Raw genomic sequence first — 17,852 nt, 5'->3', positions numbered from 1 at the left:
GGCCTTGCTCCAGCAACAGCGCAGACAGCTCGTGCAGCGCGGCTTGCGGTGATTGCCCGAGATAGTCAGATACGGTTTGCGACATGGTGTTTCCTTGGCTGGGTTGACCTGCCCAGTGTCTGCCAAGCGCAATATGCCTGCTAACGCTAGAATGCCAGGATATATCTCAAACGGGCCATTTCATGTCTCTGCTGGAAATCAAGCCGGTCAACCAGATCGCCGCCAATGAGCGGCCGATGCACCAACACCCGCAAGGCCAGCTGTTCACGGTGCGGCAGGGTCTGGTCAGCGTGGATACCGGTAGCGGACGCTGGGTGATGCCGCCGGGCTGCATAGGCTGGGTGCCGCCCGGGCAGCCGCATGGCGCCAGCGCCCATGGCGCGATGAGCGGACTGAGCCTGTACTTCAGCGAAGACTGGAGCCGGGCGCAGATGCCGCGCGTTCCGACGGTGGTGCTGCTGACGCCGCTGCTGCGCAATCTACTGGCGGCGCTGGCCGGAACCGATGCCCCGCAGGGCGAAGTGCTGGCCGCCTATTTACGTGTGTTTGCCGATGCCTTTGTGCGCCAGCCGGCGCAAACCCTGTTCTTGCCGATGCCGCGCGATGCGCGGCTCGCAGCCATGGCCACCGCCTTGCTGGCGAAGCCCGATGACCCCACCGATCTGGATGGCTGGGCCAGCCGCATCGGCATGAGCCGCCGCAATCTCACCCGTCGTTTTGCCGCCGAGACCGGCTGCAACCGCAGCCAGTGGCGGCAGCAGATGCGGCTGCAGCGAGCCCTGCTGCGCTTGGCCGACGGCGCATCGGTCACCGCCGTGGCGCTGGAAGCCGGCTATGCCAGCGTATCGGCCTTTATCGCGGTGTTCCGCCGCTACCTGGGCGCCTCCCCGCGTGCCTATCTGGCACGGGCGGACAACTAGCCGCCCTGTTCCAGCATTCAGCTCGCCTGCACCTGCGGCCTGGAACGCAGATACAGCCAGGCAAGCAGCAGATTCGGTACCCAGCACAGCCAGGCAATGGCCGGATAAGCCAGGTCGAAGTCGATTCGGGCCAGCATCGACATGGGCAAATACAGGCGCAGGGTGACGGCCGCGAGGGTCAGGGCGAAGTTGATCACCATCCAGCGCCGATGCGCTGCAAAGCTGCGGGCGCGGGCGTGGACATAGGCCATGGCACCGGTAAACAGCCACAACACCGCCAGGCAGGCAAAGCCAAGGCGGCCAGTCACGCCGCCATAGGCAAATTGCGCCATCCACAGGCCCGCCAAGCCGCCCACCAGCACACCGCCGCCCAGATACAGGCGGCCCAGCCAGCGATGCAGTTGCGGACGGCTGGCGCGCAGCGAGGCGGAAAACTGGAATGGCCCCGATAGCAGGGCCAGTACCGATGCAAAGATATGCAGCTCGATACCGAAGCGATGCGTTTCAAAATTGGCACGCATCAGCGGATGCACCACCGCGCCGAGCGGCACCAGCGTATAGGCGACAAAGGCGTAGGCGGCTACGCCCACGCACAGAAAAGCCATCAGGTAGAAGGAGGCATTGTGGCGAGCCATGCAAAGTCCTTTCACGGAAAATCACTGAGCATTGTGTCCGGTACGGCAGCGTTGCCCGCTTGCCGAAAAGGCGATGCCGTGCTGTTTCAGGTGGCATAGGGCAGCCCGATGATGCCATGCTGCAGCCCCGACTCGCCATTTCCGGAGCAAAACCATGTTCTCAGGCAATATGCCGCAATTGATGGCCGCGTATAACCAGTGGCAGAACCAGCAGCTCTACGCCGCTGCCGCACAGCTCACCGAAGCGCAAAGGCAGGCCGACCGTGGCGCATTTTTCAAGTCCATCCACGGCACCCTCAACCATATCCTGTGGGGCGATCTGGTGTGGTTTGCCCGCTTTACCGGGCAGAGCATGCCGACGGTCGCGGCTGGCGAACTGCTGCACGCGGATTTCGAGCCTTTGCAGGCAGCCCGCATCGCCATGGATCAAACCCTGATCGACTGGGCGGCAAGCCTGGATGCTGACTGGCTGGCGGAAGCCACCACCTGGACCAGCAAGATGTATGGCTTTACCCAGACGGTGCCGCGCTGGGTGCTGGTGCAGCATCTGTTCAACCACCAGACCCATCATCGCGCCCAGGTCGGTACCCTGCTGATGCAATACGGCATCGATGTCGGCGTCACCGATCTGCCGCGCCTGTCTGCCCTGTTTGATTAGGGAAGCGCTGAACGAGCCGAGTTTTCCACCACCACGGCATGGCCCGGGAGACCCGGGACTGGCGCGTAAGTAGATAGGTCATTGATTTTTCGCTGTTTCATTCCACCCCCGTGTTGCGCGAGGAAGCCTGACGGGTGGCCGGTTTTCCGGCCGGGCAGCCGCAGCACAGCAGCGCTAAGGTGTTTTTAGCGCCTTGGGTGATTCGTTCAGAGCTTCGCTGGCTGAACACCGCGCCGGCCGCTCAGCGCTTGCCGGCGCTGTCTTCCCAGGCGCGGCGGCTTTGGTCGAAGTAGTCTTCCAGGCCATGGCGCCGCCAGATCGGCCGCACCGATTCGGCCAGCACGCCTTCGCGCAATACACGGCGCAGCGCCGCTACGGTCTTGGGCGGCAAGGCCGGGTTGCAGGCGAGCCAGCGCTCCACCCTTGCCAGGGTGAATACCCGGTCGATCGGCACGCCGGCCTGTTTGATCATCTGCTGGCTGGCATCGGAAATCAGCAGATCAAAGCGGCGCGCCTTCAGCATGGCCGGGCCGGTGTTGGCAAAGGCGATCGGTGCATAAGGAATGGCCGAGGCGCCGAGCAGATCGCGCACCTCGGCGATATCGATGGCACCGACCGAGTATTTGCGCAGGTTTTCCAGATTGCTGAGCCGCCCTACTTCGCCGGCGCGTGCATACACCGCCAGCGTCAACGGCGCCAGGCGGGCGACATAGTTGAGCGTTTCGGCATCGGATGGCGAGAAATACACGGCCAAAGCGCAGCTGTTTTCCTGCTTGCCCACTTCCAGCAGCAAGCGGCGAAACGGCAGCGCCTGGAACTGTACCTCGATGCCCTCCGCCTTGAGCAAGCTGGTAATGGCCTCGGCAAATGGCCCGCCGAGCCCGGCTTTGCTCTCGACCAGATAGGGCGGATACGGCTCGCCGACCAGCTTGAGCGGCGCAGCACTGGCCGCGACAACCCAGCAGGCGAGCAACAGACAGGCAAAGCGCCTCATCGACGGATGACAAGCTGCACAGGGGTTTGCACGATGCTGGGCAGATCGGCCTGGGTCAGCCCGTCGCGCAGCGATTTCAGCGCCAGATCCAGCGCATATTCGGCCTGCTTGGCCGGGAACTGGTCGGCAGTAGCAGCAATGCGGCCATCGGCAATATAGGGCGCCACCGCCGGGATATTGTCGTAACCGGCCACCAGCACCTTGTCGGCAAGGCCCGCGCCCTTGAGCCAGTCGGCCGCGCCGATGGCCATATTGTCATTGCCGCATAGCAGTGCCTTGATATCGGGCGAGGCTTGCAACAACTCGGCGGCGCTGCGCTTGCCGCCTTCCACCACCCATTCGCCGGTACGCTGGCCCACCACCTCCATGCCGGCAGCGCGCATCGCCTCGCGGTAGCCATCGCTGCGCGCCTTGGCATTGATATGGGCCGGTGGCCCTTCGATCAGCCCCACCTTGCTGCCGCGCGCCAGTTTCTTGCCGATGAACTCGCCCACCGAGCGTGCGCCGGCGAAATTACTCGGCCCGACAAAGGGCACACTCAGCCCCGCCGCTGCCAGGGCGCGATCATCGAGCTTGTTGTCGATATTGATCACCAGGGTGCCGGTGCTCATCAGCTGTTGCAGGGCGGGCAGGATCGCCACCGAATCGGCCGGCACCACCAGCAGGGCAGAGATCTTGCGCGCCTGCCAGCGCTTGATGAGCGCCTCTTGCGCCTTGTAGTCGGTTTCCTGCTGAGTGCCGTCGACGATCAGCTCGTACTGGCCGCTGCGGCCGGCATGGTGCGCCTTGGCGCCATTGGCCATCTGGGTGAAGAACTCATTGAGCATGGATTTAAGCAGCACCGCCACTGTCGGCTTGGCGGCGTCGCCTAGCACTTTGCCAGGCAGGGCACCGATCAGCAGGCTGGCGGCGAGCAGGCGATCAAACTGGCGACGGTTCATGATGGCTCCGACATGGCGTGGCGATGAACCACGATAGCCGACGCCAGCGCGCTACACCAAGCTGGCGGTGCCGGCCGTTGCACCATGGCTTGAAGCGATAGCATCGAGCCCGAACGGGCAATCTCATGCCCTTCCTTCTCTGTGCCACCCCTGAGCTCTCTGCGTCCCCTGCGGTTCAAGATTTGTTTTTCCGCCAGCGGCACGACCGAACGATTCAATCCAGTGTCTTGCGAAAGCGCTTAAGCCCCACGCCCATCACCACGGTGATAAACAGCAATAGCGGCCACACATTCAGCCATAGCTCGGCCGGGCCGTTGCCCTTGAGCATCACCCCGCGTATCAGCCGCAAGAAATGGGTTAGCGGCAGCACTTCGCCGATCACCTGCGCCCAGGCCGGCATGCCGCGAAACGGGAACATAAAGCCCGACAGCAAGATGGAGGGCAGAAAGAAGAAGAAGGTCATCTGCATCGCCTGGGTCTGGTTGCGCGCCACGCTGGAGATGGTGATGCCCACGGTGAGATTGGCGGCAATAAAGGTGAACACGCAGGCGAGCAGCCAGCCCAGCTTGCCGACAAAGGGCACATCGAAGATGAAGCGGGCCGCCAGCAGGATTACCGTTACCTGCACATAGCCGATCAGCACATAGGGCGCGATCTTGCCGATCATCACCTCCAGCGGGCGTACCGGGGTGGCCAGCAGGTTTTCCATGGTGCCGCGCTCAACCTCGCGGGTGACGCCCAGCGCGGTCATCATGATCATGGTCATGGTCAGGATCACTCCCATCAGGCCCGGCACGATGTTGTACTGGGTAATGCCCTCAGGGTTGTAGCGCGCCTGTACCCGCACTTCGAACGGCGCGACGCCAGGCTGCAAGCGCGCCAAGGGGCCGGCCAGATCATGGGCCAATGCGGTGCTGCCCAGGGTGCGCATGGCCGAAATCGCATTGCCGGTGGCACTGGGGTCGGTGGCGTCGGCCGCCAGCAGCAGTGCCGGCCGCTCGCCACGGATCAACTTGCGCGAAAAATCGCTGGGAATCACCAGGGCAAACTGCGCCTCGCCGCGCTCCAGCATGCGGTCGGCCTCGGCGGCGCTGGCGTCAGTACGCACCACCTTGTAGTAGCCGGAATTTTGCATGGCGGCGACCAGCGAGCGGCTGAAGGTGGATTGCTCATACGCAACGATCACCGTCGGCAGGCCCTTGGGGTCGCCATTGATGGCGAAGCCGAACAAGGTGAGCTGGATCAGCGGAATGCCGATCATCATGGCAAAGGTCAGCTTGTCGCGGCGCAGCTGGATGAATTCCTTGAGGATCACCGCCCACAGGCGGCCAAAGCTGAATGCTGCGTTCATGGCGCCTGCTCCACGCGGGCCTGGCCCGCTGTCTGCTCGATCAGGGTAGCGATTTGCCCGGCGGCATCGCCGCCCTGCAGTTGCCCGGCCAGGCGGTAGGCGGCATGGGCGATATCGGCCTGCCCGGTCAGCGTCATCAGGCGGCGGGCCCAGTCTTCTATCCTGGCTGGCAAACTCAGTATCTCGGCCACGCCAAGCTGCTTGAGCCGCGCCGCATTGTCGAACTGGTCATGGGCAAACGGCACAATGCCTTGCGGCACGCCGGCCGCCAGGCACTGCGCCGAGGTGCCGATGCCGCCATGGTGGACAAAGGCCGCCGCGCGCGGCGCCAGCAAGTCAAACGGCACATAGCTGACATGGCGGGCAAAGGCCGGCAGGCTGGACGGTAGCTGGTCGCGATAGGGCGTGACCAGCACCGCACGGCGGCCAATGGCATCGCAGGCCGCCAAGGCAGCAGCGAAAAAGGCCTGGCCATGCGCCATGGCCGAGCCGGGGGTGAACACGATGGGCGGCGGGCCCGCTGCCAAAAAGCGCTCCAGCAGCGGGTCGAGCACCGCGCCAGCCAGCGCCGCCAGCAAGGGGAAACCGCTGCAGCGGGTATTGGCCGGCCAGTCGGGCTGCGGCGCGGCAAACCAGTCGGGAAAGGCGCACACCACCTGCTGCGGCGAGTGCAGCCAGTGGCTCATCACTCGCCGCACCGGTGGCAGTGCCAGCTCGGCGCGCAGGGCATTGAGCGCAGGCATCACCTCCGGGTCCAGCACCAGCCGCTCGATGCTGGCGATAACGGGCCGCGCCAGCCAGGCCGGCAGCTGCGGCAGCCAGGGCAAGCCCGGCCAGCGCGACGGTGCGCAAGCCGAAAACAACACCGATGGCGACAGATGCACGCTGACCATGGGCAGGCCCAGCTTCTCCTGCGCCAGCCGCGCATGAAACGCCAGGGTGCTGCCCACCAGCACGGTCTCGGGCCCGGCCAGCGCCGCCAGCGCCTGATAGCCTGCTGTCAGATGCTGGCCGACATGGCGGCACACCACGGCAAAGCCACGGCGCGAATGCCACAGATCGGCCTCCTGCAGGCCGTCGGTAAAGTCGCTCACACTGCCGATTGGCGCAAAGCCCAGCCCGGCACGCACGATACGCTCTTCAAAATACGGCGAGGTCAGCAAGGTCACCGCATGGCCGCGCTGCCTGAGCGCCTGGCCGATGGCGATAAACGGGTGAACATCACCGGCACTGCCGACACAGGCAATCAACACATTCATCAAGTCGTTCCCTAGCGGAAATTGTCGGCCGATTGGCGCATCAGGTGGATGAATACATCCTCCAGCGCCGGTCGGCCATGTTCGAAGCTCAGGCCTGGCGTATCGCGATACGGCGCAATGGCAGCTGCCAGCTCGGCGCTATCCACGCCGCTCACATGCAGGGCATTGCCAAAGCGCGTCACCATTTCCACGCCGGGGTGTTGCTCCAGCGTGGTGCCCAGTGCGCTGGCGCCGGTGCCGGCAATGGTCCAGGTGCTCAGAGGTGACTGCGCTACCAGCTCGGCTGGTGTGCCCATCGCCAGCAGCTTGCCGTAGGCGATATAGCCAAGGCGGTGGCAGCGCTCGGCTTCATCCATATAGTGGGTGGACACCAGCACGGTAATGCCCTCATGGGCCAGCGTGTGGATCTCGTCCCAGAAATCGCGGCGCGCCTTCGGGTCGACACCGGCGGTGGGCTCATCGAGCAGCAGCAGACGCGGCTCGTGCAGCATGCAGGCGGCCAGTGCCAGGCGCTGCTTCCAGCCGCCCGACAGACTGCCGGCCAGCTGTTTTTGCCGCCCTTCCAGCCCGAGGCGCTGCAAGGCCGCATCGACGCGCTGGCGGCGCCGGTCCATGCCATAGACGCGGGCGACAAAGTCGAGGTTTTCGCGAATGCTCAGGTCGTCATACAGGCCGAAGCGCTGGGTCATATAGCCGACCTCGCGCTTGATGCTGGCCGCCTGGCGCACCACATCGTAGCCAAGGGTCTGGCCTTGGCCGGCATCGGGCGTCAACAGGCCGCACATCATGCGGATCGAGGTGGTCTTGCCCGAACCATTGGGGCCGAGAAAGCCATAAATCTCGCCCCGGTTGACCTGCATATTCAGGCCATCCACCACCGTTTTGTCGCCAAAGCGCTTGGTGAGGCCGGCCACATCGATGATGTAGTCGCTCATGGTTGCACGGCCGGCAACACATCGAGCGGCTGGCCCGGCCGCAGGCGCGCCGCATCGGCCGCATCCGGCACCGCTTCGGCCAGCCACACCAGCTTGCTGCGGTTTTCCTTGCTGTAGATCAGCGGCGGCGTGTATTCGGCATCGCGCGCCACAAAGCGCACCGTGGCGGCCATCGGCGCGCCGCAACCATCGCAGCGCAGGCTCACCTTGGCACCGGGCGCCAATTTGGGCAGCCAGGGCTCGGGAATATAGAAGCGTGCTTTCACCGCCCCAGTGGCAGTGAGGCTCAGCACCGGTGCGCCCGCCGGCACCCATTCGCCCACCCGGTAGTAGCGATCATCGACCCGAGCTGCCAGCGGCGCCTTGACCGCTTTTTGCGCCAATACCCACTGCCGCTGCGCCAACTGCGCCTCGGCAGCGGCCGCGCCAGCACGGGCAGCGCTCCGGCTGTCGTCGCGCGCCGCCAGCTGATTGCTGCGCAGCTGCGCTTGCAGTTCTGCCGACCGCGCCGCATCGGCATCGCGCCGCGCCGTGATGGCATCGAGCGTGGCACGGGCTGCGAAGCCCGCCTGCACCAGCTCGCGCTGGCGCTGCAGATCTGCCTCGGATTGACGCAGCGCCGCCGCAGCCGCCGCCTGCTGCGCCTGGATCACCGCCAGCTCCTGCGGCCGCTTGCCGCTATCGAGATCGCTGGCCTGTGCACGTGCCTGCGCCAGCTTGGCGCCGGCCTCGTTAAGCGCAGCCTGCTCGCTGTCATGCTCCAGGGTAAACAGAGGCTGGCCGGCCTTGACCGCCTCACCGCGCTCCACCGCCAATTGCACCAGCACACCGCCCACTGGCGAGGCCACCCGTACCGGCTCAGCTTCGACATAGCCATGCAGCACCGCTACCGGCTTGTCGCCGCAGCCCGCCAGCGCTGCGCACAGCGCCACCATCATCCAGTCAACCCGCATGCTTGCTCCTCTCGATCTGCGCCAGGGCAGAGAGCCCGGCCCAGGAAAATGTGGCGATATGCTCGGCCAGCTCGGCCACCGCCTCGGGCCGCTGGTAAAAGTCCGGCCGCAGCTTGCTTACCAAGGGCCGCATGCCGACATACACCATGCTCTGCCCCACCACGCTGAGCCCGCAGCGCGCCAGCAGATCAGGCGCGGCAGCCGGCCCGAATAGTTCGGCCAGCATGCCCAGCAAGACTGCCGACTGCGGCTTGCTGAAGGTTTCGAACATCACATCCAGCGCCGGCGTCGGGCTGGCCGCTTCGCGCACCATCAGGCTGGCGATGCGCGACGGGTTGCTGGCATCGAGCATGCGCACCACCATCGCCCGCACAAACTCGCGAAAGCGCTGCTCCAGCGGCTTGCCGGCATCGGGCTGGGGCAACGGCGAATGCTGTAAGGCGAGTCTCGCGTGGTATTGCAACACCGCCAGATACAGCCCCTCTTTGCCGCCGAAGTGGTAGTTGATCGCCGACAGCCGTACCCCGGCCGCCGCCGCAATATCCTTGACCCGCGCAGCGCGAAAGCCTTCGGCCAGAAACACGGTGGTCGCCGCGTCGAGCAGGGCCTGGCGGGTTTCATCGCCGACGATATGTTTGGGGGGGGAGGGATTGGCGAACATGATCTGGAAAAAAATTTCCAGGTATTTTCTGGAAAAACTTTTCCAGATGCAAGCCAAAACTTGTTGGCTGCGCAATTACCCCGGCAAGCGCCCTGCCCGCCCAACCCGCAGCGGCGACACGCGCAAGCCCGGCACCTCCGCACCACAGGCTTGCAAATCAGTGCGTGCGCCTCATCTATCACTGCAAAGATGCAATATTTGTAGCGGCAGCAGCGGGCCGCACCCGCGCAAAGCGCCGCCATCGTTAGCACGGCCCGCCGCTACGACACGCAAGCCGTCTTGAGCAAGTGAAGATGCCTGAACCATCGACGCTCCGGATCAATCAGCAGCCAATACCCTGAAGAGCACAAAAATCATGCAACTGAACTGCCCGCACTGCGGTACCGCCAACCGTTTTCCCGATCAGCGCCTGAGCGACGGCCCCAGCTGTGGCGGCTGCAAGCGCCCCTTGCTGGCCGGCACACCGCTGGAAGTGGACGACGCCCAGCTGCCGCTATTTCTGGCCAATAGCCGCGAACCGGTACTAGTGGACTTCTGGGCCGCCTGGTGCGGCCCCTGCCAGGTGATGGCGCCGCAATTTGCCGCCGCTGCCAGCCAGCGCCCCGGTGTGCATTTCGTCAAGGTCGATTCCGACGCCGCCCCGGTCGCCAGCCGCCATTTCGCCATCCGCAGCATTCCTACCCTGATCCTGTTCCGCCAAGGACAAGAAGTTGCGCGCCTGAGTGGCGCCATGCAGGCCAGCCAGTTGCTGGCCTGGCTGGATGGGCAGCTGGGTAGTTGAGCAAAGGCCAATCAAGCCAAGCCCGCATGGCAGGCGCGGTGTTCCAGCAGTGGTACGCCCGGTTTGAAACCACCCGGCACATCGACCCGGTGCACTTTGGCATGACCCGCGCCGATCTGGTCAAACTATTCGGCCCGCCTAACTACGCTGGCGCCACTTCGCGCAAATACCGGGTTCCGGCCATTCTGGTGTACGAGGGACTGGAGTTTCATTTCGAGCAAGTACCCTCGGGGCCGGGGCTGTTTTATCGCCACGCCCACCATATGGCCCAGCCCGCCTTGGACCGCCAGCCCGAACCAAGGTAGATCCGCTTGCTTTAGTCGGGTCGACAATTGCGTATGGCACTGGCCGATTGACGACATACGTAGCGGCGCCAAGCAAGCAGCGACCCAAGCTGCCTGTTGCCAAACTAGCTAGAAAAGCTGTAAATTCGCGCGCCCGCGACGGGGTGGCTTCGCCGCTCGTCCGCCGGCACAGCAAATTTTTCGCGTCTCTTCAGACTGCGCCACTCATCAGGTCATTTATGAGCAATTCCAAATTAATTAGGCTAGTAACGTCTATCGCGTGGATAGTCTGCCTTAGCCATGTGTACGCTGCCGTCGGCAGTTGGTCGGCCGGTACCGGCCTTACCGGGGCTGTTGTGAACGATATTATCGAAGCCCGGGATGGCAGTCTGTATACCACCACCGCCAAAGGCATATATCGCAGCACCGATCACGGCCAGAACTGGATTGACATTTCCGCCAATCGCGCTGTCGAAATAACATCGATTATTGAAGGCGACGATGGCAGCATTTATATTTCAACACGATCAGGCGTCTACAAAAAGACCTCCACAAACACCACCTGGATCGCAACAAGCCCTACCAGCTTCGACAGCATGCATCTAGCATCTGACACCCAAGGCAATCTCTACGCAAGTGATTACAATGAGTTTTATAAGAGCAGCGACGCAGGCGCATCTTGGAACAAGATGGACCTAGCATCAAAGCTGGGACTCCGTGAGCTACACTACACTGCCATGGATAGTAGCTCAGATGGCAGCCTCTATATTACAACCATCGACGACGCATTGAAGAGCTATGTTGTCAAACTGAACTCAGCCGGTATCGCAAGCCTCGCTAGTGGTAACTTGCCCAGAGAAAACACCTATGCCAATGGTATCACCATTGACAAAAAAACCAACACGCTTTTCATCTTAACCGGGAAAAAGGCATATAAAAGCAACGACAGTGGACAAACCTGGACGGACCTCACCCAAAGCATATCATCTCCAGCCTTAGCACCTGAGCAGTCATTTGACATAATAAAGTCGGACCACAAAGGTGGTGCATACATTACTACTTATGGGAAAAGCGTATATCACATCCACAAAGCCACTAACGGCTCCATCCGATGGGATAATGAAGTTCTCGGCCCTTATACTTATATTAATTCAATAGCAGTCGACAGCACTGGAAATCGTTATTTTGGAACAGGCGGATCCGGCATTATCTCGACATCTGATAGCTCATTCAACCCCGTGCATCTAAACAACGGATTGACCGGAGGACGCATAAATTCAATCGTTCGAAACTCAAAAAACTCATTATTCGCAGCTACTGCGTATGGCGTGTTCCGCAGTCTCGACAACGGACAGTCTTGGCAAGGTTTGCTTGATGACGCAATTGCACTCCAACCCGTTTCGTCGCTAGTAATTGATGGGCGCGATCGTCTATATGCCGTGACACAACGCAGGAATATCTACAAGAGTGACGACCAGGGACTAACATGGTCTTCCTTGCCCATTATTCCTACCTATGGCGAGGTAAGCATTGCAATAGATAGCAAAGGTCGCCTGTATGCATCGTCAGATGCCAGTGTCTATGTACTCGAAAACAATGATCACTGGAGAAAATCCTATTCCACTGACATTTACGTCCGCAACATCGGAATCGACAGTGAAGACAATATATATAGCCTTACAGATCCAATGATCAGCCGTGACGGCGGTGCAAACTGGGCTCGTATCGACAGCTTTATCCCGAAGGATGGCAGCCGAGCTGGATTTCTTTTCATTGGAAAAAAAGGACAGCTTCTTGTCTGGTCAAATTACAGATGGTATATCAGTAGTGATTATGGCGATCACTGGAAGCCCTATACACTGGATTTTAGACCTGGCACATTTATAGTGGGTAGTGACGGCAATCTTTATGCGCCAACTAATGAAGGCATATATACCAGCGACTCCGGATACAACTGGAGTTTGCTAAAAGGCAGCGACAGCCTCCCCGGTCAGGCGACCAGTCTGAATATCGGGCCTGATGGCTCAATTATTGCAGGCACCTATGGCGCCGGCATCTATCAATACACACCACGCACTTCGGCGGCCAGCATCACAGGGCTTGCTAGCGGCAGCAATACTGCTTTGGCGCTGAACGCCAATATCCAGGTAGCGGCCGAAGACCAAGGCAAGCCAGGTCAGTTGTTTATTGCCGCCCTATTGCCCAGTGGCTCGGTATATATGCTAGGCAACAATGGCTGGTCAGCGCTGGACGGAAACAAGCTCTTGCCGTATTCCAATATCAGCCTAGGCAAGCATACTGTTCAGGTATTGAGCGGGAATATGGACGTATCCAGCCTGAAAGGCACCGTGATTTTCGCTGGCTATGCAAACGGCGTCGCCAGCAGTATCAATGCCATTCGCTACCAGGCAATCCACACCATTCAATAATCCAGACAAGCCAGGCTCCGCCCTGGCTTTTGTCTATGTGAAACGAGTGACCAAGGCATGTTCGGCTCACATCTTCACACTTCGAAAAGCCGGCTCTGCATAAGCTTCGAGACGACGGGGATCGACCGTCGTCTCATTTCGCATTACGACCCGAAGCGGCTGTCGCCTGCACAAGATGGCCAATGCATTGAGCGGCCTGTGGCGGCGGTCGCACACCGCAAATCGGTCACGATTTTGTCGGACATCTCGCTACAACCATCCCCCATCACGCGCAATACGTGCCGCCTCGATGCGATTGGCGGCGCCGAGCTTGCCGATGGCCTCCGACAGATAGTTGCGCACCGTGCCTTCCGATAGATGCAGCAAGGCAGCAATATCCGCCGAGCTGCGGCCTTCGCTGGCGTGGCGCAGTACCTGGCGCTCGCGTTCGGTGAGCGGGTCGTCGCCATCCCAGCCGGCCAGCGCCAGCTCGGGCGCGATGGCGCGGCCGCCGGTGGCCACTTTGCGGATGGCGGCAGCCAGTTGCTCGCTGGGCGAATCCTTGAGCAGATAGCCGGCCACACCAGCCTCCATAGCGCGGCGCAGATAACCGGCGCGGCCAAAGGTGGTGACGATCACCACCCGGGTGGGCAGGCCCTGTTCCTTGATCTGGCGGGCAACATCGAGCCCGCTGCGTAGCGGCATTTCGATATCGGTGAGCAACACATCGGGCCGCAGCGACGCGACCAAGCCCAGTGCCGCTTCGCCGTCGCCGGCCTCGCCGACCAGCTCGAAGCCGCCGGCGAGCTGCAATAGCGCCGCCAGCGCGCCGCGCACCAGGGCTTGATCTTCAGCAAGGACAAGGCGTATGGCGGTCATGATCGGATATGAAGTGGCACACAGGCGGTAAGCACCATGCCCGCCGCCTCGCTGATGGTCAAGCTGCCTCCGACACTCTCCAGCCGCTCGCGCATGCCTTGCAGGCCATGGCCGGGCAGCTGCTGGCCCATGCCGCGACCGTTGTCGCTGATGGTCAAGGCCAGCGTATCGCCCTGCTGCACCAGCCGCAGGCTGGCGCTGCTGGCATCGGCATGGCGGATGATATTGGTGCAGGCCTCGATGGCCGCCTGCGCCATGGCGTGCTCGTGTTCGGTCTGCAAGGGCGGTACCTCGGCCATATCAAGTCGGGTGTGCAGTCCGGCCGCGCGCAATGTCGCTTCACTGCGGCGCAAAGCATCGGCCAAACTCAGCGCACGCATGCCAGCAATAGCTTGCCGCACTTCGGCCAAGGCTGAGCGAGCCACCGTGGCCACCTCGGTCATCTCGCGGCTGGCGCGTGTCGCATCGTGCGCGCCCAGCTTGCTGGCCAGCTCGGCTTTCAGACTGATCAGGCTCAGGGTATGGCCGAGCAGATCATGCAGATCGCGGGCAATCCGTTCGCGTTCGGCCTGCTTGGCCAGCTGGGCGATTTCGATATCTTTTTGCGCCAGCTTCTGGTCTTTTTCAGCCAGCTTGGCGCGATGCTGCTGTGCGCTTTGCTGGCCAAGCAGTGCGCAGCCAATGCCACACAACAGCCCGTCGAACACCCCCAGATAGGCGCCGGGCAGGTAGTAGAACTGGGCAAATACAAAGGCTGCGATTGCCACCAGCGCCATGCCTACCGCCCCCTCGCGTATGCTGGAGCGCAGATTGGGCAGGCCAGCATACAGCCATAGGGTGTATGCCATGGCATTGTGCGGCAGCAGCCAGCAACCCAGGACAAAGATCAACGCCTGGCTGGCCCATAGCAAGGGGCCGCGCCGATACAGGCGAAACCAGTGCAGTGGCACGAATAGCGCAATCGCCAGCAAGGTAGCGTGCAGGCTGAATGGGCTGGCGGGCAGCCAGTTGCCATCGCCCGGCAATACCGGGGGCAGGAACAAAAAGCCCAGCCAGAGTAGCGAATACCAGGATTCGTAGCCGTGGCGCAGCAATAGCTGCCCGCAAACGCGCAATATGCCTGCCCTATCGGCCCGGATATTTGATGTATTTACCATTGCTGCCAACCCTGGGTAGTTTGCTGGTCGGAGCAGGCCATGCCAGCGCAATCAGCTTGATGCCCGATTCGATCGCTCAATTGCCCTGGCCGCTCAGCAAGCGCACATCGCCAAGCTCGAAATGAAAGGCGCGTGGCTTGCCGCCAGCGGCAAAATTGAAAGCCAGCACCTGCTTCGGATCAAACCCGGTCAGCTGCTTGAAGGCAATACTGACTTCCTGCCAATCCTTACCCGCCTCGAATTCAAACTGCGCCGGCATAAAGCCGCCATCGCGCCAGAATGCCTGCAGCACATAGCGGCCACCATCGCCGCGCACCCGGAAACGCAGACCGCTGGCGGCGGAGAGATTGCTCGGCGCCATTGGCGCGGCACCGGGGTTGAAGCTGACACCAGCCCATGGGAAGGGGAAGCCCGGCTTGATTTCGCCATCGAGCAGTAGCACCTGGGCATCGGACTCGGCCAGTTTCAGGCTGACGGTCGAATTACCCTTGGCCAGCGCATCGGTAGTGGGCGCCCAGCTACCGAACGGGGCAGCGAGCCGGTCTTGCCCGTCCTTGCGCGAAAACAGGCTGATGCGGCCATCGGCCGGCAGGGCCAGCGCCTGGCGCCCCTGATCGTCGACCCGCTGCGCCGCAATCTGCTGACGCCGCGCCTCGCGCAAAGGCGTGGTGGCAATGCCGTCCTTCCACACTTCCACCAGCGCACGGCTGGCGCGGATATCGACCGTCGGGTCGCCCTGCACCAGCAGCAGGTCGGCCTTCAAGCCCTTGGCAATGCGACCACGATCATCAAGATGGAATACACGTGCCGGCACGCTGGTTGCCGCCGCCAGCGCCTGTGTCGGCGTCAACCCGGCCTGAACCAGCAGTTCCAGCTCGCGATGCAGGCTGACGCCGGCCAGGGTAGCCGGATTGCCGGCATCGGTACCGGCGAGAATCGGCACACCGGCTGCTGCCAGCGCAGTAATGCTGTCATGCATGGCGCGATCAACGCGGGCACTCAGGTCGAGCTTGCCCATCTTGCGCTGCAGGCCCGCCGTCTGGCCCTGGTCGAGCAACCCGGCCCAGCGCGTATCGGCCAGCAGAGTTGCCCCGCCGGGCCGGCCAGCAAAGCCCTCGAACACGGTATAGGTGGGCACCACAAAGGCACCATTGCGCTTGGCCAGGGCCACCAGCTCGGCATCGGCCGGCTTATCGGTAAACAGATGCACCAGGCCATCCGCCCCCGCTTCCAGCGCCTCGCGCGCCGCCTGGCTGTCCTGCACATGCACCAGCACCAGCTTGCGATAGCGGTGGGCCGCAGCAATTGCCGCCTTCAAGGTAGGCAGATCCAGCGTCGGAATCTGCCCGCCCCAGCCGCGGCCGCCGTCGTAGACCAGCTTGATGTAATCGGAACCCTCGGCCACCCGCTCGGCAACAAAGGCATCGGCCGCTTCCGGCTTGCTCAGGGTAGGAATGGGAATGCCATATTCGGTGCCATGGCCACCCGGCGCCGTTACCAGGGTGCCAGCAGTAAACAGATCGGGCCGGTCGTGATTCTCGCCCCGCGCCATCTTCGCCTTGAGCGGCCGTGCTTGCTCCCACGCCATGAACATATCGAGCTGGCTGGTCACGCCGAATAGCAGCGGTAACTCCTGATCCTTGAACGCATGCACATGGCTATCGATCAGCCCCGGCAGCAAGGTGCAGCCCGCACAACGCACCTCGCGCGCACCCGCAGGCGTGGCACCTTTGAAATCGGCATCGGCAATCTTGCCGTCAAGCAGCAGCACATTGCGCGGCGCCAGTCGCTCGGCCCCATCAAACACCGCCACCTCGCGGATCAGGGTGGTTTCGGCATACAGCGGAACAAGCGGTAATAGCGCCAGCAGGCTGGCAAGCAGGGTACTACGCAACATCGTGGTCTCCTTTGTAATGGGTTTGCGGCGCCATTATGCGAGACCGGCCAGGGCTTGCGGCAGTCTTGTCTGTCAGCAGTTGTGGGTGACAAATGTCAGGGAGTGAAAGACAGGAAGAACTGCCGTGAACCTAATCAGACAGGTGAAAAGCGTTTGGTAATGGCAGCAAAGCAGGAAGATCGAGCAAAGAGAACGCAGCCACCCAAAAACAAGGCAGACTCTGACCAAATTTTTCGCGTGCAACACCAAGCAATCATTTACTGCGAGCGATATTGAAACTCCGCGAAAAATAATAAGACATCCCGCAACGCTCAACGCCATTCCCGCGCATCTTTTCGCCTTTTTCGCCAATCACCTTCCGCACCTCATTAGGCTGCCCATCCGTACAGTGAGTTGAAACCGTGACCGTATAGTTGCCCACTGGAAGCGCACCTTTTATCTCCACGAGGAATCTCCCTCCTGAAATGAATGTTATTGGACTTGCCAAATACAACTTCTTCCTGTTAAACACCCTAGCCCACCAGCCACGATCAGCGACCTCACCTTTTATATCGACAAATACAACCGTATGATCAGGAAGATTGGTCTCACCTAAAATACCATAGCCATCAGCCAGATACTGCGGCGTTATTTTCATTGAAGGGCTGAATACATCAACCTCTAGAGACCACGCACTGATCGACAGCAGACAAAAGACTACAAGCCGTACATAGATATTGAAGAAAATCAAAAAAATTACTCCCTAGCAAACATCGAGCGCATGTAATTCGAAAATTCAAAGGTGCCAACACCCAACACCCCCTTGTTTCCGTGACAAAACGCGCAGATTGATGAGACCAACCGGCACACCTTCGCTTCCCTTACGTGCCAGTTACTTTCAATTGCAGTCCGCAAAACGGACAAAAAAATATCAACATGGCACTTGAGCTAATCTCCTCACCAATTTCCTCTGCCTCACCATCATACACATCTTGCTCCGTAGCATAGAGGGAGCGAACAAAATACCAGCCTGGAATTCCACCAGGGCTCTCTTCTTGCACTCCGACTTCGATACCCTTCGAATTCATCTCCTGAATATATTCACACAGATGATATTGAATAACCGCATCCCGCATATTAATCTTTCGCCCTTCCTTGAT

At 61.4% G+C, this 17,852-nt stretch carries 18 protein-coding genes; 5 read left to right on the top strand and 13 right to left on the bottom strand.

Going from position 1 to position 17,852, the window contains the following annotated elements:
• The first annotated feature begins 182 nt into the window (after positions 1-182).
• Entirely contained in the window at positions 183-920 is a 738-nt protein-coding gene (locus ACE3OH_RS07560) for a helix-turn-helix transcriptional regulator (RefSeq protein ID WP_374350312.1), read from the top strand.
• Positions 921-937: 17 nt separating this feature from the next.
• On the opposite strand, the gene ACE3OH_RS07555 is transcribed toward ACE3OH_RS07560, so the two are convergent.
• The gene (locus ACE3OH_RS07555) at positions 938-1,555 is read right to left on the bottom strand and encodes a DUF2306 domain-containing protein (protein ID WP_374350310.1); all 618 of its coding nucleotides are present in this window, start codon (positions 1,553-1,555) and stop codon (positions 938-940) included.
• Between the two features lie 154 nt (positions 1,556-1,709).
• On the opposite strand from ACE3OH_RS07555, the gene ACE3OH_RS07550 reads away from it, so the two are divergent.
• Positions 1,710-2,213 (top strand): DinB family protein, encoded by a 504-nt coding sequence (locus ACE3OH_RS07550; RefSeq protein WP_374350307.1) that lies wholly within the window; start codon positions 1,710-1,712, stop codon positions 2,211-2,213.
• Positions 2,214-2,454: 241 nt separating this feature from the next.
• On the opposite strand, the gene ACE3OH_RS07545 is transcribed toward ACE3OH_RS07550, so the two are convergent.
• The 7 genes from ACE3OH_RS07545 to ACE3OH_RS07515 all read right to left on the bottom strand — a co-directional run bounded on the left by ACE3OH_RS07545 (position 2,455) and on the right by ACE3OH_RS07515 (position 9,307).
• Positions 2,455-3,207 carry a hypothetical protein gene (locus ACE3OH_RS07545; RefSeq protein WP_374350305.1) on the bottom strand — a complete coding sequence of 251 codons (753 nt, stop codon included), beginning with the start codon at positions 3,205-3,207 and terminating at the stop codon, positions 2,455-2,457.
• Positions 3,204-4,148, bottom strand: a complete 945-nt coding sequence (locus ACE3OH_RS07540; protein ID WP_374350302.1) for a substrate-binding domain-containing protein — start codon at positions 4,146-4,148, stop codon at positions 3,204-3,206. The genes ACE3OH_RS07545 and ACE3OH_RS07540 overlap by 4 nt, the downstream gene beginning before the upstream one ends.
• Positions 4,149-4,362: 214 nt before the next feature.
• On the bottom strand, positions 4,363-5,499 hold the full coding sequence (locus ACE3OH_RS07535) for an ABC transporter permease (RefSeq protein WP_374350299.1): 1,137 nt from the start codon (positions 5,497-5,499) through the stop codon (positions 4,363-4,365).
• On the bottom strand, positions 5,496-6,758 hold the full coding sequence (locus ACE3OH_RS07530; RefSeq protein ID WP_374350297.1) for a glycosyltransferase: 1,263 nt from the start codon (positions 6,756-6,758) through the stop codon (positions 5,496-5,498). Before ACE3OH_RS07530 ends, ACE3OH_RS07535 begins: the two co-directional genes overlap by 4 nt.
• A gap of 11 nt (positions 6,759-6,769) precedes the next feature.
• The gene (locus tag ACE3OH_RS07525; RefSeq protein WP_374350295.1) at positions 6,770-7,693 is read right to left on the bottom strand and encodes an ATP-binding cassette domain-containing protein; all 924 of its coding nucleotides are present in this window, start codon (positions 7,691-7,693) and stop codon (positions 6,770-6,772) included.
• Positions 7,690-8,646, bottom strand: coding sequence for an HlyD family secretion protein (locus tag ACE3OH_RS07520; RefSeq protein ID WP_374350292.1), 957 nt, complete (start codon positions 8,644-8,646; stop codon positions 7,690-7,692). Before ACE3OH_RS07520 ends, ACE3OH_RS07525 begins: the two co-directional genes overlap by 4 nt.
• Positions 8,636-9,307, bottom strand: coding sequence for a CerR family C-terminal domain-containing protein (locus ACE3OH_RS07515; RefSeq protein ID WP_374350289.1), 672 nt, complete (start codon positions 9,305-9,307; stop codon positions 8,636-8,638). Before ACE3OH_RS07515 ends, ACE3OH_RS07520 begins: the two co-directional genes overlap by 11 nt.
• Positions 9,308-9,662: 355 nt before the next feature.
• Between ACE3OH_RS07515 and trxC the strand changes: the two genes are divergently transcribed.
• The 3 genes from trxC (at position 9,663) to ACE3OH_RS07500 (ending at position 12,801) form a co-directional block, all read left to right on the top strand.
• Positions 9,663-10,088, top strand: coding sequence for a thioredoxin TrxC (trxC, locus tag ACE3OH_RS07510; RefSeq protein ID WP_374350286.1), 426 nt, complete (start codon positions 9,663-9,665; stop codon positions 10,086-10,088).
• Positions 10,085-10,393 carry a hypothetical protein gene (locus ACE3OH_RS07505; RefSeq protein ID WP_374350284.1) on the top strand — a complete coding sequence of 103 codons (309 nt, stop codon included), beginning with the start codon at positions 10,085-10,087 and terminating at the stop codon, positions 10,391-10,393. The genes trxC and ACE3OH_RS07505 overlap by 4 nt, the downstream gene beginning before the upstream one ends.
• A gap of 218 nt (positions 10,394-10,611) precedes the next feature.
• Positions 10,612-12,801: a hypothetical protein gene (locus ACE3OH_RS07500; RefSeq protein ID WP_374350282.1), complete on the top strand. Its 2,190-nt coding sequence runs from the start codon at positions 10,612-10,614 to the stop codon at positions 12,799-12,801.
• A 249-nt stretch (positions 12,802-13,050) separates the two neighbouring features.
• On the opposite strand, the gene ACE3OH_RS07495 is transcribed toward ACE3OH_RS07500, so the two are convergent.
• From ACE3OH_RS07495 to ACE3OH_RS07475, 5 genes are all read right to left on the bottom strand, one after another.
• Positions 13,051-13,659 (bottom strand): DNA-binding response regulator, encoded by a 609-nt coding sequence (locus tag ACE3OH_RS07495; RefSeq protein WP_374350280.1) that lies wholly within the window; start codon positions 13,657-13,659, stop codon positions 13,051-13,053.
• Positions 13,656-14,816, bottom strand: a complete 1,161-nt coding sequence (locus tag ACE3OH_RS07490; protein ID WP_374350277.1) for a sensor histidine kinase — start codon at positions 14,814-14,816, stop codon at positions 13,656-13,658. The genes ACE3OH_RS07495 and ACE3OH_RS07490 overlap by 4 nt, the downstream gene beginning before the upstream one ends.
• 76 nt (positions 14,817-14,892) lie before the next feature.
• A complete protein-coding gene (locus ACE3OH_RS07485; RefSeq protein WP_374350276.1) occupies positions 14,893-16,713 on the bottom strand; it encodes a CIA30 family protein in 1,821 nt (606 codons plus the stop codon).
• A gap of 253 nt (positions 16,714-16,966) precedes the next feature.
• Positions 16,967-17,443 (bottom strand): hypothetical protein, encoded by a 477-nt coding sequence (locus ACE3OH_RS07480; protein WP_374350273.1) that lies wholly within the window; start codon positions 17,441-17,443, stop codon positions 16,967-16,969.
• Positions 17,444-17,573: 130 nt separating this feature from the next.
• Positions 17,574-17,852 (bottom strand): hypothetical protein (locus ACE3OH_RS07475; RefSeq protein WP_374350270.1); only part of this gene is annotated, 279 nt, incomplete at its 5' end.

The sequence above is a fragment of the Chitinimonas sp. genome, assembly GCF_041904975.1.
Classification (GTDB): Bacteria; Pseudomonadota; Gammaproteobacteria; order Burkholderiales; family Chitinimonadaceae; genus Chitinimonas.
Note: the sequence above shows the minus strand (reverse complement) of the source record. Positions and strands in the feature narration are given on the sequence as shown.

What these genes read in the sequence shown, in the direction of transcription:
- ACE3OH_RS07560 (WP_374350312.1), top strand. Translation starts at nt 183, where the DNA reads ATGTCTCTGCTGGAAATCAAGCCGGTCAACCAGATCGCCGCCAATGAG.
- ACE3OH_RS07555 (WP_374350310.1), bottom strand. Translation starts at nt 1,555, where the DNA reads ATGGCTCGCCACAATGCCTCCTTCTACCTGATGGCTTTTCTGTGCGTG.
- ACE3OH_RS07550 (WP_374350307.1), top strand. Translation starts at nt 1,710, where the DNA reads ATGTTCTCAGGCAATATGCCGCAATTGATGGCCGCGTATAACCAGTGG.
- ACE3OH_RS07545 (WP_374350305.1), bottom strand. Translation starts at nt 3,207, where the DNA reads ATGAGGCGCTTTGCCTGTCTGTTGCTCGCCTGCTGGGTTGTCGCGGCC.
- ACE3OH_RS07540 (WP_374350302.1), bottom strand. Translation starts at nt 4,148, where the DNA reads ATGAACCGTCGCCAGTTTGATCGCCTGCTCGCCGCCAGCCTGCTGATC.
- ACE3OH_RS07535 (WP_374350299.1), bottom strand. Translation starts at nt 5,499, where the DNA reads ATGAACGCAGCATTCAGCTTTGGCCGCCTGTGGGCGGTGATCCTCAAG.
- ACE3OH_RS07530 (WP_374350297.1), bottom strand. Translation starts at nt 6,758, where the DNA reads ATGAATGTGTTGATTGCCTGTGTCGGCAGTGCCGGTGATGTTCACCCG.
- ACE3OH_RS07525 (WP_374350295.1), bottom strand. Translation starts at nt 7,693, where the DNA reads ATGAGCGACTACATCATCGATGTGGCCGGCCTCACCAAGCGCTTTGGC.
- ACE3OH_RS07520 (WP_374350292.1), bottom strand. Translation starts at nt 8,646, where the DNA reads ATGCGGGTTGACTGGATGATGGTGGCGCTGTGCGCAGCGCTGGCGGGC.
- ACE3OH_RS07515 (WP_374350289.1), bottom strand. Translation starts at nt 9,307, where the DNA reads ATGTTCGCCAATCCCTCCCCCCCCAAACATATCGTCGGCGATGAAACC.
- trxC (WP_374350286.1), top strand. Translation starts at nt 9,663, where the DNA reads ATGCAACTGAACTGCCCGCACTGCGGTACCGCCAACCGTTTTCCCGAT.
- ACE3OH_RS07500 (WP_374350282.1), top strand. Translation starts at nt 10,612, where the DNA reads ATGAGCAATTCCAAATTAATTAGGCTAGTAACGTCTATCGCGTGGATA.
- ACE3OH_RS07495 (WP_374350280.1), bottom strand. Translation starts at nt 13,659, where the DNA reads ATGACCGCCATACGCCTTGTCCTTGCTGAAGATCAAGCCCTGGTGCGC.
- ACE3OH_RS07490 (WP_374350277.1), bottom strand. Translation starts at nt 14,816, where the DNA reads ATGGTAAATACATCAAATATCCGGGCCGATAGGGCAGGCATATTGCGC.
- ACE3OH_RS07485 (WP_374350276.1), bottom strand. Translation starts at nt 16,713, where the DNA reads ATGTTGCGTAGTACCCTGCTTGCCAGCCTGCTGGCGCTATTACCGCTT.